Source organism: Brachybacterium sp. SYSU DS0246, from assembly GCF_059391765.1.
Genome location: NZ_JBZXYT010000019.1, coordinates 61,650 through 76,699, shown reverse-complemented (window position 1 = coordinate 76,699; position 15,050 = coordinate 61,650). Strand labels below are relative to the sequence as shown.

Genomic DNA, 15,050 nt, shown 5'->3' with positions numbered 1-15,050 from the left:
AGCGGTAGTCCGTGAGGTCGAGAGCGGTCAGCTGCACGGAGAGACCACTCCCGCCCTCAGATCCGCATCGGCATGATCAGGTACTTGTACGAGGTGTCGGGAGTCCCTTCGAGGGAGTCCTGACCGCTCATGACCGAGGGCTTGATGGAGTCGGTGAACACGAGCCGCGCGAACTCCGCGCCGAGGGCGCCGAGCCCGTCGAGCAGGAACCCGGAATTGAAGCCGACGACGAGATCCTCGCCCTCGAGGTGCGCCTCGAGGACTTCGCTGGCCTGGGCGTCGTCACCGGCGCCGGCCTCGAGGGCGACCTGGCCCTCGATGAAGGACAGTCGCACGGGGGTGTTGCGCTCGGCGACCAGGGAGACGCGCTTGACGGCCTCCATCAGGGGGCCGGTGGCGACGACCGCGGTGATCGCGGTGGTCTCGGGGAAGAGCCGACGCACCGGGGGGTACTCGCCGTCGACCAGCGTCGAGGTCGTGCGGCGGCCGCCGGCCTCGAACCCGATGAGGTTCGCCGAGGCGTCCTCGGCCAGAGCGATGTCGACGCTGCCGCCGGTGGACATCGAGCGGGCGACCTCGTGGAGGGTGCGGCCGCGCACCAGGGCGGTCTGCTCGGCGCCGGGCGTGGTGGGCGTCCAGGTGAGCTCGCGCATCGCCAGGCGGTAGCGGTCGGTGGCCATCAGGGTCATGGTCTCGCCGGTGATCTCGACCTTCACGCCGGTCAGCAGCGGGAGGGTGTCGTCCTTCGAGGCGGCGACGGTGACCTGGCTAATGGCCTCGGAGAACACGTCGGCCGCGACGGACCCGGCCACGGGCGGCATCGACGGCAGCTGCGGGTACTCCTCGACCGGGAGCGTGGCCAGGGCGAAGCGGGCGCTGCCGCAGCGGACCTGGAGCTTGGTGCCCTCGAGCGCGATGGAGACGTCCTTGTTCGGCAGTGCCCGGACGATGTCGGAGAGCATCCGGCCCTGGACCAGGACCTCGCCGGGCTGCTCGACCTCGGCATCGAGTCGGATCTGGGCGCTGACCTCGTAGTCGAACGTGGACAGCTGCAGTTCGCCGCTGGCATCGGCGACGATGCGCACGCCCTGCAGGATCGGCATCGCCGGCCGGACGGGGAGGGTTCGGGTGGCCCAGGAGACGGCGTCGCCGAGGACGCCGCGGTCGAGGTGGAACTTCACCGTTGCCACTCCTTCGCAGTGGTCGAATGCCAGAACTTGATCGAACGGAGCACAGCGTATCGGTTTCGCGGACCTCTCGCCGACACACCGTCCAGGATCCTTGACAGCCGTCCCGCCGTCGCGCGTCGATCACCTGTCATGGGCCACCGCGTCATCGGCCCCGTCGTCGGCGCTTCCGACACCCGCGCATCCACATCCCCGTCGAGCAAAGAACTACAGTCCTCTTCTTCACGGCTGTGTACTTCGTGGACAACCACCATCGTCGCAGGTGAGCCCGTATGACCGTCACGTGGACCAGCCGGGGATCGGCGTCATCGCGACGTGCATCGGTTGTGCATGCACCCTTGCGTGCGCGGCATTCCTGTCATTCAGCCGTTCACATCGGCTCCTGCGCAGATGCCGATCACTCCACACCGTCCACAGAGTTGTCCACAATTGGGGAGAAGCTGGCGCTGACCAGGAATGTTCTTCAGACACCCGTCAGGGGCCGGTCACTGTCCACAGCATCGTCCCTAGCGCCGTCGGTTTCTCGGGACCACAGGCCCCGCGAGCCTCACGCCCGGGTCGAGGAGCTGGAGCTCTTGATACGCGCTGTCAGCTCTGTGACCTGGTTGAAGATCGCCCGGCGTTCCTTCATCAGCTCGCTGATCTTCTTGTTCGCGTGCATGACGGTGGTGTGGTCCCGCCCGCCGAACTCCTCCCCGATGCGGATCAGCGGCATGTCCGTCAGCTCGCGGCACAGGTACATGCCGATCTGCCGGGCCGAGACCAGCCGGCGGGAGCGGCCGGTGCCGACGATCTCGTCGACCGAGAGGCCGAAGTAGGTCGCGGTCTGGGCGATGATCGTCGACGCCGTGATCTGGGCGCCGTCGTCGTGGGAGAGCAGATCCTTCAGCACGCTCTCGGCGAGCGTGACGTCCATCGGCTGCCGCGAGAGCGAGTGCAGCGCCTGGACGCGGATCAGAGCCCCCTCCAGCTCGCGGATGTTGGTGGCGATGTGCGAGGCGATGTACTCGAGCACCTCGTGCGGGACCTCGCCGGTGTTCTCCTGGGCGACCTTCTTCCGCAGGATCGCGATGCGGGTCTCGAGGTCGGGCGGCTGGACGTCGGTCATCAGCCCCATCTCGAACCGTGACCGCATCCGGTTCTCGAAGCCTCCGAGCTCCTTCGGCGGCAGATCGGAGGTGATCACGATCTGCTTGTCGGTGTTGTACAGCGTGTTGAACGTGTGGAAGAAGGCTTCCATCGTCTCCGGGGCACGCTGGAGGAACTGGATGTCGTCGATGAGCAGGATGTCGATGTCGCGGTAGCGGCGCTGGAACTCCTGGGCCTTGCCGAACTGGCCGGACTGCACGGAGTTGATGAAGTCGTTGGTGAACTCCTCGGAGTTCACGTAGCGCACCACGATGTCCGGGTACAGGCTCTGGGCGTAGTGGCCGACGGCGTGCAGCAGGTGGGTCTTGCCCAGGCCGGAGCCGCCGTAGATGAACAGCGGGTTGTACGCCTTGGCCGGGGTCTCCGAGACCGCCGAGGCGGCGGCCTGTGCGAAGCGGTTCGAGGACCCGATGACGAACGTCTCGAAGGTGTACTTCCCGTTCAGACGCGAATCCTCGCCGAGCGTGGGCTCGCCGGCGGTCGGCGCCGACGGGCGACGCGGGGCCGGGCCCGGGGACGGCGCCGAGGACCCGGTCAGCGCTGAGAGCCCCGCGTAGGCGCTGGGATCATCGGCCGCGCTGCCGGTGTAGGACCCCGTCGACGTGAAGCGGGTCGAGGAGAACCGGGGGGAGAACGGGTCGGCGTCGGAATCGGTGCCGGCGGAGCCCGCCGAGGCGCTGCTGGGAAGCGCGGGGCGACCGGTCTGGTCCCCCGAGGGCAGCACGGAGCCCTCGTCGCGCCGGAAGGGGCCGCTGGTGTCGTCACCGCTGTGGAACTCGTGGACATCCGGCAGGGACGTGTCCACATCTCCGTCCACAGGATGTGCACCGGAGGCGGTAGAAGCCGAGGTCGCGTCGGCCGAGGGCGCGGGCTCGTCGGTGTCCTCCTCGAGCAGCAGCGACTCGTCGACGGTCACGGCGAAGCGGATGTCGCGGCCGGTGGCCTCGCTGAGAGCAGCCTTGAGGGACCCGGCGATCCGGTGCTCGAACAGCTCTTTCGCCGACGTCGACGGCGCCGCGAGCAGGGCGGTGTCCGCCACCACGGCCATCAGACGGGACAGGGTCAGCAGGGCGATCACGCGCTGGGACACGGTGTCGTCACGGCGCAGTGTCTGCAGGGTGCGTTCCCAGATCGCGTCGACGTTCGCGTCAGGCATCAGGTTCTCCATAGGGGCGATCAGCGGTCCGGGTAGTTTTCCACAATAGCCCCTGTATTGTGGATCCCGGCTGTGGACAGCTCACCCGTGAGGTCTCTCTCCCGGCTGCCGGGTCGGTCTCGGCCCGCGGTGGCGTGAGCCGGCGCTCGCAGTGAGAATCCGGCCACAACCGGCGGTCACGGCGTCTCAGCCGTTGACCCCCCGGTCCGCCGCGCCTAACATCGTGCAGTCAGCGCTGCGCGCCGTCCCCGACACGGTCCCGGGCCGCCCCCATGCGGCCTCCGGTTCCGGCGGTGTCGTTCGGTCTCTCGGCAGCCGCCCCGTCACGGCGGGTGCGCCCGGGCAGACCGGTCGCAGCAGACCTCAGACCACCGCGAGGGGCATGTTCGTGCCCACGATCGAGGAGAACCGATGAGCAAGCGCACGTTCCAGCCGAACATCCGCCGTCGTGCCAAGAAGCACGGCTTCCGCGCCCGCATGCGCACCCGCGCCGGCCGCGCCATCCTGAACGCCCGCCGCGCCAAGGGCCGCGCCGACCTCTCCGCGTGAGGCGGAGGGCCGCCGTGACCGGACCCGCAGCACCATGGCTCTGTGAACTGGTCTAGTCACCGGCTCCGCACCGGCGACGAATTCCGCGCCGTCACCCGGGGTGGCGTGCGCAGCGCCCGATCCCACGTGGTCGTGCACCTCCGCCTGCTCTCGCAGGAGGGGGACGCACCCCGCGTGGGATTCGTCGTGTCCAAGAAGATCGGCAACGCCGTGGTGCGGAACCGGGTCACCCGCCGGCTGCGGGAGATCGCCCGCGCCCACCTCGACCGCATGCCTCCCGGATCGGCGGCGGTGATGCGGGCGCTGCCGGGCATCGAGCAGCAGCCCTTCGCCGCGCTCGAGGCCGACGTCGTCGCCGCGCTGGGCTCGGCCGCGCGCAAGCTCGAGCGTCGTCGGGAGGCGGCGCAATGACGATGCACCAGGCCAACCGGGCTCGAGGGCGCAACCGGGGCAACGCCTCGCACGGCGCGCTGCGGGCGGTGCTGCGGCTCCCGCGCCGGGCTCTCGCACTGCTGGTGCGTGCCTACCAGGTCGGCATCTCCCCGTACACGCCGCCCGCCTGCCGGTACGACCCGGTGTGCTCGCAGTACGGCATGGACGCCCTGCGCGTGCACGGCGCGCTCAAGGGGACGCTGCTGACCATCGGGCGGATCGTGCGCTGCAACCCGCTCACCCGCGGCGGTCCCGATCCGGTGCCTGCACCGGGCATGTGGAGGAATCCACGCCGACTGCGGTACCCGGCCCGCTAGGGCCTACCCTTGTCCAAGACTCCCGACCACAGCCGTCACCTCGTATGAACGTCATGCGCATCCGGGCGGCAGGAAGACCAGGCCGATGAACCCCCTGTTTCCCATCGAGTGGGCCGTCGCATGGCTCATGGTGCAGTTCCATGCGCTGCTGTCCACGTTCATGGAACCGGACTCCGGCATCACGTGGGTGCTGTCGATCGTCGGCCTCACGGCCGTGGTGCGCACCCTGATCATCCCGCTGTTCGTCCGGCAGATCCGGGCCTCGCGCGCGATGCAGATGGTCTCGCCCGAGCTCAAAGAGGTCCAGAAGAAGTACAAGGGCAAGACGGACCAGGCCTCCCGCCAGAAGATGGCGGAGGAGACGATGGCGCTGTACAAGGACGCCGGCGCCAGCCCGTTCTCCTCGTGCCTGCCGATGCTGCTGCAGATGCCGATCTTCTTCGGCCTCTTCCGTGTGCTCTACGTCAAGCTCCCCGATGCGGCCGACGGTGAACGCTTCGGACCGCTGACCTCGGACCTGGCTCGCAGTGCCAGCAACTCCACCATCTTCGGCGACGTCACCATCGCCGATTCGTTCCTCAACGCGGGCGAGGGTGGCATGACCACCCGGATCGTCGCCGCCATCATCATCGCGTGCATGTGTGCAGTCACCTTCTTCACCCAGAAGGAACTGACCATGAAGAACATGCCCAAGGCGGCCCTCGAGGGCCCCATGGCGAACACGCAGAAGATGATGCTGTACATGCTCCCGTTCATCTACGTGATCACGGGGCCGGGCATGCCGATCGGTGTGCTCATCTACTGGCTGACCACCAACGTGTGGACCTTCGGCCAGCAGTACATCGTCATCCGCGCCACCCCCACCCCGGGATCGGACGCGGAGAAGGAGCGCCAGTCGCGCATCAACGCCAAGCGCGAGCGCAAGGGCCTCGAGCCGCTCGACTTCACCCCGCCCAAGAAGGTCAGCGAACCCGAGCCCGATCCGCAGATCCGCGTGCAGCCGGTGAGCAAGAACCGCGGCGGCAAGAAGCTCACTGACCAGGAGAAGCTCGAGCGCGCCCGCGCGGCCCGTGCGAAGGCCGCCGAGGAGCGGCGCAAGGCCCAGGAGGCGGCCGGCGAGACCCCGACGCCGCCCCCGTCGACGTCCCCGCTGAACAAGAGCGCGAAGAAGAAGTCCAAGCGCAAGAAGTGACCTCGCACCCCGGGAGCACGGACGCTCCCGGGAGCGCACCCGACTCATCCCAGCATTCCCCGGAGGACCGAATGAACGACACCACGCCTGATGTCCCGACCGCCGGCGAGGCCGACGACCAGCCGGTGACCGCGCCCGAGCAGTCCGCCGCGTCCGAGGCCTCTGCCCGGTCCGCCCCGGAGCCCGCCGCTGAGTCCGGGCATGCCGGGCAGTCCGGCCCCGAGGCGGCCCGACCTGCCGAGTCGGCCGACGAGGAGGACCGTGGTGCCTCCGGCGACCCGGAGGACGGCGGGGAGGACGAGGCCGATCCGACGGAGTCCTCCCAGGAGCGGCTGCGCCGGCTCGAGGAGGAGGGCGATATCGCCGCCGACTACCTCGAGGAGCTGCTGGACATCGCCGATCTCGATGGCGACATCGACATCGACGTGGATGGTGATCGCGCCTCGGTCGAGATCCGCGGCGCCCACCAGCTGGAGAAGGTGAACCGGCCCAAGGGCGAGGTGCTCGACGCCCTGCAGGAGCTCGCGCGGCTGGCCGTGCAGACCCGCACCGGCAACCGCTCGCGGCTCATGCTCGACATCGGCGGCTTCCGCGCCGAGCACAAGGACAGCCTCGAGGACCTCGCCGCCCAGGCGGCCGCCGAGGCGAAGGAGACCGGTGCCCCGGTCCCGATGCGACCGATGAACCCGTTCGAGCGCAAGGTCGTCCACGACGTCGCCAAGCGCGAGGGCCTGCGGTCGGAGTCCGACGGGGACGGCAAGAGCCGCCATGTCGTGATCTACCCCGGATCCTGAGGCGCCCGATGCTGTCCCTGCCCGACTCGCTGCGCCCGTCGGCCGAGCGTCTGTTCGCGGACCGTCTCGAGCTGGCGGAGCGCTTCACCGGCATGCTCGCCGAGCAGGGCCCCGAACGCGGACTCATCGGCCCGCGCGAGGTGGAGCGGCTGTGGGAGCGGCACATCCTCAACTGTGCGCTGATGGCCGACGCGATCGACCCCGACGCCTCGACGCTGGCCGACGTCGGATCCGGTGCGGGACTGCCCGGTGTGGTGCTTGCGATCGCGCGGCCGGGAGTGAGGGTCACGCTCATCGAGACCATGCAGCGCCGGGCGACCTGGCTCGAGGAGATGGAGGCGGAGCTCGGCCTGGGGCTGGAGGTCGTCCGCGCGCGCGCGGAGGATCTGCACGGTGCGCGCAGCTTCGACGTGGTCACCGCCCGGGCGGTCGCCGCCCTGGACAAGCTCGCACGCTGGACGCTGCCGCTGGTCGGCGAGGGCGGCCAGCTGCTCGCGATGAAGGGCAGTTCGGCCGCCGACGAGCTGGACGCCGCCCAGAAGGTGCTGCGCCGGCTCGGCGGCACCGATGCCCAGATCTCCCAGTACGGGGTCGGTGAGGTCGAGGTTCCCACTACAGTGGTCCAAGTGCGTCGCCGGGTGCCGGCGAGCAGGAAGGGAGATCCACGTGGCTGACCAGCGCGAAGATTCCTCTCCGGGCCGTGGGCCGATGGAGGACACTCCGCTGATGCGCGAGCTCGCCCGGGATCACGCTCGCCGCAAGGAGCTCGAGGGCCTCGAGTTAGAGGCGCCGGCGAGCACGCGCGTGATCACCATTGCCAACCAGAAGGGCGGCGTCGGCAAGACGTCGACCGCCGTGAATCTGGCGGCGGCTCTGTCTATGGGCGGCCTGCAGGTGCTGGTCATCGACTCCGACCCGCAGGGCAATACCTCGACCGCTCTGAACATCGAGCACCACGCCGAGGTGCCCAGCATGTACGAGGTGCTGGTGGAGTCGGCGGCGATGCAGGACGTGGTCCAGGACGTCCCGGACATGGCCGGCCTCCACTGCGCCCCGGCGACGATCAACCTCTCCGGCGCCGAGATCGAACTGGTCGCTCTGGTGGCCCGTGAGAACCGGCTGCGCAACGCCATCCGGGACTATCTGGCCTTCCGGGAGGAGCAGGGCCTGCCCCGGCTGGATTACGTGCTGATCGACTGCCCGCCCTCGCTGGGCCTGCTGACCGTGAATGCGCTGGTCGCGGCTCGCGAAGTGCTGATCCCCATCCAGGCCGAGTACTACGCGCTCGAGGGCCTGACGTTGCTGCTGAACAACATCGATCTGATCCGCCAGCACCTGAATCCCGAGCTGGTGGTCTCCTCGATCATGCTGACCATGTACGACGCCCGAACCCGGCTCGCCGCACAGGTCGCCCAGGACGTCCGGGACCACTTCCCGGAGCAGACCCTGGAGACGACGATCCCGCGTTCCGTGCGGATCTCCGAGGCGCCGAGCTACGGCCAGACGGTGCTGACGTACGATCCGGGTTCCAGCGGCGCTCTCGCGTATCGAGCAGCGGCGCACGAACTGACCATTCGCCCCGCTCCATGACACCGACCTCGGAACGACGCCGCGGTGAGACCGCGAGCGTTCCTGGTCCCACCCACGGTGGACGACATTTTCCGGAAGGACAACGGCCATGACGCAGAAGCGAGGACTGGGTCGAGGACTCGGCGCCCTGATCCCGGGAGCGGGCGCCACACCCGCACCTGAGCAGGAGCTTCGTACTCGCACGCGCCCGCCGTCGGAGGCCGAGGACCAGGGGGCCAGTGAGCGCCCGGTGGACATGTTCTTCTCCGGCGAGAAGGCGTCGGACGACGAGGACCGCCCCGCGCGTGAGCGCGCCGATCGCCAGGACCTGGCCGACGCGATGGCGCGCGCCGCTGCCGAGCGCCGCGGCCGAGGGTCGACATCGTCATCCCGCTCCGCCGGCTCCCGGGGAGCTTCCGCCGCGAAGCGGTCGACGTCGCGAGCCCCGGCCGCCGGGCAGTCCGACCAGGCCGACCAGGCCGACCAGGCTCCCGACGGTGCTGCGAGCACGGCCGGTACGGCATCCGGCTCGACATCGAGCGGCGGCAGGAAGCCCACTGCCGGCAAGAAGACCACCGCTGCCAAGAAGCCGACCGCTGCCAAGAAACCGGCCGCTGCCAAGAAGCCCGCCGCTGCCAAGAAGTCTGCCGCCGACAAGGAGACTGCTGCGCAGAGCGCGGACAGCAGCACGGAGAGCTCGTCGGCGTCATCTCGTGGCACTGCCGGCCGCGCGGACTCATCCGCCCGCACGGCATCGAGCCGGAAAGCCTCCACGGGGAGCACTTCGAAGCGCTCCCGCGGCTCCTCGGCCAGCGCCGCCGCCAGCGGTATGGCCTCTGTTCCCGCGTCGGCGAAGGAAGCGGACCCGGCAGCGGCAAGCGCTTCCCCGGGACCCGCCCCGGGTCGTTCCACGACCGCTGAAGACAGCCCCGTGGTCGACGTCGAGGCCGTGGAGCTGACTCCTGCGCAGGCTGCCGAGGCTGCCGCGGGCCAGGAGTCGGCTGCCGGCTCCTCGGCGGGGACTGCGCCGGGCACGCTCGCCGACACGGATACTGATGGCGCCGGGGCGGTCGATGGGACCGCGCCGGAATCACCGGAGGACGTTCGCGAGAGCCAGGACGCCGCGCCCGGAGGCCGGGATGGCGGGGAGGGCGACTCCGCGGAGACGCGGCGCGAGAGCAGCGTGGAGCCGGCCGCCGAGGGCGCTGAACCGGAACCGGCGCAGGGGCCGTCGGCGGAGGAGGACCGTCAGGGTCTGCTCAGCGTGCCCGGTGCGGAGTTCGCGGAGGTCCCGATCCACGAGATCCGGGAGAACCCGCGCAACCCCCGCACGATGTTCGACGATGACGAGCTGGATGAACTGGCGTACTCACTGCGCGAGGTCGGTGTCCTCCAGCCCGTGGTAGTGCGCCCGATTCCAGTCACGGAGGATGGGGAGTCGTTCGAACTCGTCATGGGTGAGCGGCGCTGGCGCGCCGCTCAGCGTGCGGGACTCACCTCTATCCCCGCGATCATCCGGGAGACCAGCGATGACGATCTCCTGCGGGACGCGCTCCTGGAGAACCTCCACCGCACGCAGCTGAATCCGCTGGAAGAGGCCAATGCCTACCAGCAGCTCCTCGAGGACTTCGGATGCACCCAGGATGAGCTCGGCGAGCGTATCGGTCGCTCACGGCCTCAGATCACCAACACGATGCGTCTGTTGCGCCTGCCCGCCCTCGTGCAGCGACGGCTCGCCAGCGGGGCGCTGAGCGCCGGTCACGCCCGCGCGCTCCTGTCGCTGGACGACCCCTCACTGATGGAGGAGCTGGCACAGCGAATCGTCAGTGAAGGGCTCTCCGTTCGTGCCGTGGAACGCTTGGTGGCCCGTGGCGGGCAGCAGCAGGCGACCACCCGCACGCCCCGCCGCAGCACGTACGACCCGCACGTGGTCGATCTGACCAGCCGACTGTCGAACCGCCTGGAGACCCAGGTGCGGATCGATGTTGGCAAGCGCAAGGGCAAGATCACGCTCGAGTTCACCAACCTCGATGACCTGGAACGTCTGGTCGAGAACATCGGAGCCGGAGCAGGCGGGCACGCGGACTCGCAGGACCAGCCCGAGAGCTGAGTTCGTTGGACTAATGCATTGAGGGGGTCGGCAGTGATGCCGGCCCCCTTGTGCATGCTCGCTGCCCGTGGCCGGGGGCGGGGAGCGGTATCCGCGATGAGCGCCTCGGACAACCAGCTGCCCCTAATCAAGCCGGAGGGCGCCCGTGCCAGCTGGGCTCGGCCTGGTGTCGGGATGACCCCGACCACGGGCGAGTCTGTTGGTGCGCCCGGAAGTAGACGGACTGCCGGGGATCGCGGGCAGGGAGCTGACGTGGCGATCGTCGAGTGTCAGAATAACTCGCCATCACCTCGATCCTTACCCCCGGCCCGGACCGGAGCGCCGGTGAGCATCTGCAGTACCGCGGACCGTGTGGTCCCCTTCGCAGTCCGCGGGGCCCTTCTGCCTTTTCCACCGATGTGCATGATGTTGTGGATAGCGCCATTCGGTGAGGGGTGCCGAGGCAAGGTGGCGACATTGGTTGAGTGACAGTGGGTGGTCCCCCGCGCCGACGAGCCCTCGGGCGACCGTTGTTGCCCTCGTTTCCCGTGGAACGTCAGGCGCGGCTGCTTTCCCGTGGAACGTCAGGCGCGGCTGCGCTGACAGTCCCGCCTCCAGGCCGGCGGGTTTGGGTCAGCAACGCCTGATCGCTTTGATGTCGCGGAGGGTCACGCTGAGTTCCCCGTGAAGCCTATTGTTGTCAGTGGCGTGGCGAGGACCGAGGCGCATCCGTACCTCAGGACGAGTAGACGGCCCGACGGCGACTAGGGTGCCACTCGGCGTTTCCCGTGAAACTCGGTCGTTGCGTCGTTGCGTCGTTGCGTTGTTGCGTCGTTGCGTCGTTGCAGCCGCTGCGGGCCGCCTGACCGGACGCAACTGTAAGGGAATTCGGAGCGTTTCCTGTGAAACCACAGCCGACGGGGATACGGGGACGTTGAGTCGGGTGACAAGCGCCAGAAGAGCCCGTCGCGCCAATCACGGGGCGCGATCGCGGTCAGGGCCGGGCATTGCTTGCCGGCACGCGCCGGTTCACGTGAAACTCCGCCGATCTCAGCCCGGGATGCGTCATGTCTGATTCGCAGGTGGGTTCACGCGAAACCGGGATCGGTCGCAGGTCGTGTCGAGGGCATCGCGGTGGCGTTCCTTCGTGGCGGATAGTCGACGCCCTTGCATCCACGTGGGCGGGCGTTCCAGCCAGAAGCTTCCCCGCCACGCCAGTTTCCCGTGAAACCCGTCTCGCGCGGGCTCAGCAGTTCTTGGCCGGGCTACGGTCCCCGAGGGTGTGAGGTGTCCACCGACCGCGTTCCGGCAACCCCCGACTTCGGACACGGGCGATCTGACTTCGCTGGCATGGACGGCACCGATCCTGTGGCCGTGAAGGCTCGCCATCTCCCTCGTGACGAGACCGACCGTCGTAGTGGGTGCGGGTGCGGGCCTGTTGGCGGCTGAGTTTGCGACGCAGCTTGCCCCGCCGAGCGTTACGTTTCACGTGAAGCGGGCAGGACAGTGGCAACAGTCCGGGTTCACCCCTCGGTCGGCGTCTGTCGCTCAACCTGTCCGGGTCGCTGGCTGGAAGCCGATCTTGGCGCAGTGAGCTCCACCGCCACCGCGTTGCGTGGTCACGTGGCAGGGAGGGACGGAGCTGACGAAGGAGCACGTCCTCCGGCGAGGTTTCACGGGAAGCCCTCGATCTCAGCCCGGATGTTCTTGCTTCTGCCCCTGGCGTCGGACGTCGTGACGCCCCCGCCCACCAGACGGACCCGAACCCCAGCGGCCTTCGCCGCCCTAGTTCCTACCGGTCTCGAGGTCTCGTTACACGTGAAACGCTCTGTGACTGGCGCGAGGAACCGCGGGCGTCCCAGGCTGGACGGCCCCTCCCATGAGGACGCAGGGCTCTCCGTTTCACGTGAAGCCGCCAGGGGCCCATGTGTGGCGGGAGCGGAGTGCGCGATGGGGAGATCGCCGCGGATTGGTGCGTGTTGTATTGGGCCAATGCGCCGTCGATGTGTCAGAGCAGGCCTCGGGGTCGGTCGGCAACTGGCTCGCACAGGAACAAACTGCCCTAGTTTCACGGGAAACGCGCTGCGGCGAATGGTCCTCGCGTTGGCGTGCAGCGTGGCCGTCCGACGCGCAAAGACTCCTACCGCCGTTTGTCTCCGTTTCACGTGCAACTCGGGCTACGCGCCCGAGGCTACCACCGGGTCGTGGGTACGCTTTCAGATGGGCACGCATTCGGACCAGCCAACGTCCGCCACGATGGTCCGGGTCGGCATGAGTCCCAATGGTTTCACGCGAAACCTGGGCGCTCATATCGTCGGCGGCGGGTGTCGAGGAAGGGCGACCCAGCGAGACCGGCGCCATCCCCAGACAAGACGTTTCACGGCGAACCGACAGTACGTGCCCAACATTGCAATCGCGCCGGCGGTTAACGCGAGGTGGACGGCGGATGGCAAGGAAGCGGACCGAGCGCGCTCGGCACTCTCAACTCCCGGCGCTGGGCTCACGCCAGAGCACGCCAACCAAGAGCCCGGACCACGTGAAACCACGGGGAAGGTACGCCAGTAGACGGCTGCGGGCTCCGTCGGTAGCCGAGTAGTGCGATGTTGACGCGCTCTGCAGTGGACCGATCCACGTGAGTACCGTGCACAGTGTGCGTAACGATGTGGAAAAGTGCGCCAAGCGGGTTCCAGCACAGTTGGTCCACGTGGAGAAAACACTGCCGGGAACGAGTGAAGTACATCACTAGAGCGATCATCTGTGCAGGTCAGCTCCGCGATCGCTCTCCTTGAGGACGGACCGAGACCCCGGACTTGTCCACACCACGTTGTGGACAACGGTGTGGACCACGCGCCCAGTGCTTGTGGACAGCGGTGTGGATAACCCTGTGCACAACCTATTCGTGCACGCCACTGCGGTGGTTCTCGGGCAACTTGCCAGCCACTGCGCGGAGAGCTTCCGGTGGCGCCTCCTCCTCCAGAGCTACGCGTCGGCCCGCCCCGAGCGCGGGCCGAACTCGGAGGCGACCACGTGCTTCGGAAGCGCACCGCGGCGGCGGTGGACCAGCCGCCACGGCCCGGCGAGAACGAGATCCTCTCCCGTCATGCCGAGGCCGCGTAGTTCCTCGACGACCAGGAGCGCGGACCCAGTCGCGTGAACGTCCGTGCCGGCCACCCCGTCGTCGGGAACCTCCCCGCGCTCGAACCCCAGCCACGTCGGGAGCACGTCGACCTCAAGACGATCCAGCACGTCCTCGTGCGGGTCGTCGATGATGAGCGTGGCAACGGCGCTGCCCCACCGCCGTGAGAGCTCGCGCAGCACCGTCGGGGCCGGCCTCGCCGGGCCGGCCCAGTCAGCCGTGAGCAGTACGACGGCCTGAGACGGTGCGTGAACCATGGGAGCGGGCGATCAGGGCACCTCAGCCAGCGGCGGGCTGCGCCTCGGCAGTCACCACGACGGTCTCCTCCGGGTCCGCCGTCTTCGCCTCCGCATCGGCCAGAGCGTCGCGATCGGTCAACCACCGCTCCGCGTCCAGCGCCGCCTGGCATCCGGTCCCGGCCGCGGTGATGGCCTGGCGGTAGGTGTGGTCCACGACGTCCCCCGCCGCGAACACCCCCGGGACGGACGTGTACGTGGAACGGCCCTCGCACACGATGTAACCCTGCTCGTCGAGCTCCAGCTTTCCGCGCAGAAGCTCCGTGCGGGGAAGGTGGCCGATCGCCTCGAACACCGCGGAGGTCGACATGGTGTGCTCCTCGCCGGTGACGGTGTCCCGCAGCGTCACGGACTCGACCTTGTCGCTCCCGTTGATGCTGACCACTTCGCTGTTCCACGCGAACTGGAGCTTGGGATCGGCTTCGGCGCGGCGGGCCATGATCTTCGAGGCGCGCAGCTGATCACGGCGATGGACCAGGGTGACGGACTTGCCGAAGCGGGTCAGGAACGTCGCCTCCTCCACGGCGCTGTCGCCGCCACCGATCACCACGATGTCCTGATCCTTGAAGAAGAACCCATCGCAGGTCGCGCACCAGCTGACGCCCTTGCCGGAGAGCTCCTTCTCCCCGTCGACGCCGAGTTCGCGGTACGCAGAGCCCGTGGAGATGATCAGGGACCGGGACCGGTACACGGTGCCGTCGTCGAGGGTGACTGTCTTGACGTCTCCCTCGAGCTGGAGGTCGACGGCGTCCTCGTAGACGATCTCGGCACCGAAGCGCTCAGCCTGTTCCTGCATCGTGGTCATCAGCTCGGGGCCCTGGATGCCGTCGACGAAGCCGGGGTAGTTCTCGACGTCCGTCGTGGTCATCAGGGCGCCACCGGCGTCGAGCGCGCCCGCGATGACGATGGGCTTCATCTCGGCGCGCGCGGTGTAGATCGCGGCGGTGTAGCCGGCAGGCCCCGAACCGACGATGACCACCTCGTGGATGGTCTCGTCACCCGTGGGCTCGGGTGCGGCCGCCGGTGCGGTGTCCGCCGAGGCGGCGGCGCCCCCGAGGATGTTGAGGGCCTGGATGGGCTGCGACATGGGTGATGTCCTTCCGTGGGATGCGTCGTGGTCGGTCAGCGGGAGCACCGCGATCAAGTATGGAGCAGAGGAGGGCGAGACGCCGGTGGCCGGTCGT

The 15,050-nt window shown here is 68.7% G+C and carries 12 protein-coding genes; 8 read left to right on the top strand and 4 right to left on the bottom strand.

The window, feature by feature from the left end; translation table 11 throughout:
• Positions 1 to 56: 56 nt before the first annotated feature.
• Positions 57 to 1,181: a DNA polymerase III subunit beta gene (dnaN, locus tag AC5020_RS11100; RefSeq protein ID WP_464988325.1), complete on the bottom strand. Its 1,125-nt coding sequence runs from the start codon at positions 1,179 to 1,181 to the stop codon at positions 57 to 59.
• Positions 1,182 to 1,734: 553 nt separating this feature from the next.
• Positions 1,735 to 3,492, bottom strand: a complete 1,758-nt coding sequence (dnaA, locus tag AC5020_RS11095) for a chromosomal replication initiator protein DnaA (protein WP_464988324.1) — start codon at positions 3,490 to 3,492, stop codon at positions 1,735 to 1,737.
• Between the two features lie 411 nt (positions 3,493 to 3,903).
• Between dnaA and rpmH the strand changes: the two genes are divergently transcribed.
• The 8 genes from rpmH to AC5020_RS11055 all read left to right on the top strand — a co-directional run bounded on the left by rpmH (position 3,904) and on the right by AC5020_RS11055 (position 10,455).
• On the top strand, positions 3,904 to 4,041 hold the full coding sequence (gene rpmH / locus AC5020_RS11090; protein ID WP_377017935.1) for a 50S ribosomal protein L34: 138 nt from the start codon (positions 3,904 to 3,906) through the stop codon (positions 4,039 to 4,041).
• A 42-nt stretch (positions 4,042 to 4,083) separates the two neighbouring features.
• Positions 4,084 to 4,452 carry a ribonuclease P protein component gene (rnpA, locus tag AC5020_RS11085; RefSeq protein ID WP_464988323.1) on the top strand — a complete coding sequence of 123 codons (369 nt, stop codon included), beginning with the start codon at positions 4,084 to 4,086 and terminating at the stop codon, positions 4,450 to 4,452.
• Positions 4,449 to 4,790, top strand: coding sequence for a membrane protein insertion efficiency factor YidD (gene yidD / locus AC5020_RS11080; RefSeq protein WP_464988322.1), 342 nt, complete (start codon positions 4,449 to 4,451; stop codon positions 4,788 to 4,790). The genes rnpA and yidD overlap by 4 nt, the downstream gene beginning before the upstream one ends.
• Before the next feature lie 85 nt (positions 4,791 to 4,875).
• Positions 4,876 to 5,982: a membrane protein insertase YidC gene (gene yidC, locus AC5020_RS11075; RefSeq protein WP_377792389.1), complete on the top strand. Its 1,107-nt coding sequence runs from the start codon at positions 4,876 to 4,878 to the stop codon at positions 5,980 to 5,982.
• 71 nt (positions 5,983 to 6,053) lie between these two features.
• Positions 6,054 to 6,776: a Jag family protein gene (locus AC5020_RS11070; RefSeq protein WP_464988321.1), complete on the top strand. Its 723-nt coding sequence runs from the start codon at positions 6,054 to 6,056 to the stop codon at positions 6,774 to 6,776.
• A gap of 8 nt (positions 6,777 to 6,784) precedes the next feature.
• Positions 6,785 to 7,450, top strand: coding sequence for a 16S rRNA (guanine(527)-N(7))-methyltransferase RsmG (rsmG, locus tag AC5020_RS11065; protein WP_464988320.1), 666 nt, complete (start codon positions 6,785 to 6,787; stop codon positions 7,448 to 7,450).
• 34 nt (positions 7,451 to 7,484) lie between these two features.
• A complete protein-coding gene (locus AC5020_RS11060; protein ID WP_494564431.1) occupies positions 7,485 to 8,366 on the top strand; it encodes a ParA family protein in 882 nt (293 codons plus the stop codon).
• Between the two features lie 88 nt (positions 8,367 to 8,454).
• The gene (locus AC5020_RS11055) at positions 8,455 to 10,455 is read left to right on the top strand and encodes a ParB/RepB/Spo0J family partition protein (protein ID WP_464988318.1); all 2,001 of its coding nucleotides are present in this window, start codon (positions 8,455 to 8,457) and stop codon (positions 10,453 to 10,455) included.
• 2,958 nt (positions 10,456 to 13,413) lie between these two features.
• On the opposite strand, the gene AC5020_RS11050 is transcribed toward AC5020_RS11055, so the two are convergent.
• Together AC5020_RS11050 and trxB are read right to left on the bottom strand one after the other, a co-directional pair.
• On the bottom strand, positions 13,414 to 13,827 hold the full coding sequence (locus AC5020_RS11050; RefSeq protein ID WP_464988317.1) for a hypothetical protein: 414 nt from the start codon (positions 13,825 to 13,827) through the stop codon (positions 13,414 to 13,416).
• A 22-nt stretch (positions 13,828 to 13,849) separates the two neighbouring features.
• The gene (gene trxB / locus AC5020_RS11045; RefSeq protein WP_464988316.1) at positions 13,850 to 14,953 is read right to left on the bottom strand and encodes a thioredoxin-disulfide reductase; all 1,104 of its coding nucleotides are present in this window, start codon (positions 14,951 to 14,953) and stop codon (positions 13,850 to 13,852) included.
• Positions 14,954 to 15,050: the final 97 nt, after the last annotated feature.

What these genes read in the sequence shown, in the direction of transcription:
- rsmG (WP_464988320.1), top strand. Translation starts at nt 6,785, where the DNA reads ATGCTGTCCCTGCCCGACTCGCTGCGCCCGTCGGCCGAGCGTCTGTTC.
- yidC (WP_377792389.1), top strand. Translation starts at nt 4,876, where the DNA reads ATGAACCCCCTGTTTCCCATCGAGTGGGCCGTCGCATGGCTCATGGTG.
- trxB (WP_464988316.1), bottom strand. Translation starts at nt 14,953, where the DNA reads ATGTCGCAGCCCATCCAGGCCCTCAACATCCTCGGGGGCGCCGCCGCC.
- AC5020_RS11070 (WP_464988321.1), top strand. Translation starts at nt 6,054, where the DNA reads ATGAACGACACCACGCCTGATGTCCCGACCGCCGGCGAGGCCGACGAC.
- yidD (WP_464988322.1), top strand. Translation starts at nt 4,449, where the DNA reads ATGACGATGCACCAGGCCAACCGGGCTCGAGGGCGCAACCGGGGCAAC.
- rpmH (WP_377017935.1), top strand. Translation starts at nt 3,904, where the DNA reads ATGAGCAAGCGCACGTTCCAGCCGAACATCCGCCGTCGTGCCAAGAAG.
- AC5020_RS11050 (WP_464988317.1), bottom strand. Translation starts at nt 13,827, where the DNA reads ATGGTTCACGCACCGTCTCAGGCCGTCGTACTGCTCACGGCTGACTGG.
- AC5020_RS11055 (WP_464988318.1), top strand. Translation starts at nt 8,455, where the DNA reads ATGACGCAGAAGCGAGGACTGGGTCGAGGACTCGGCGCCCTGATCCCG.
- dnaA (WP_464988324.1), bottom strand. Translation starts at nt 3,492, where the DNA reads ATGCCTGACGCGAACGTCGACGCGATCTGGGAACGCACCCTGCAGACA.
- AC5020_RS11060 (WP_494564431.1), top strand. Translation starts at nt 7,485, where the DNA reads ATGGAGGACACTCCGCTGATGCGCGAGCTCGCCCGGGATCACGCTCGC.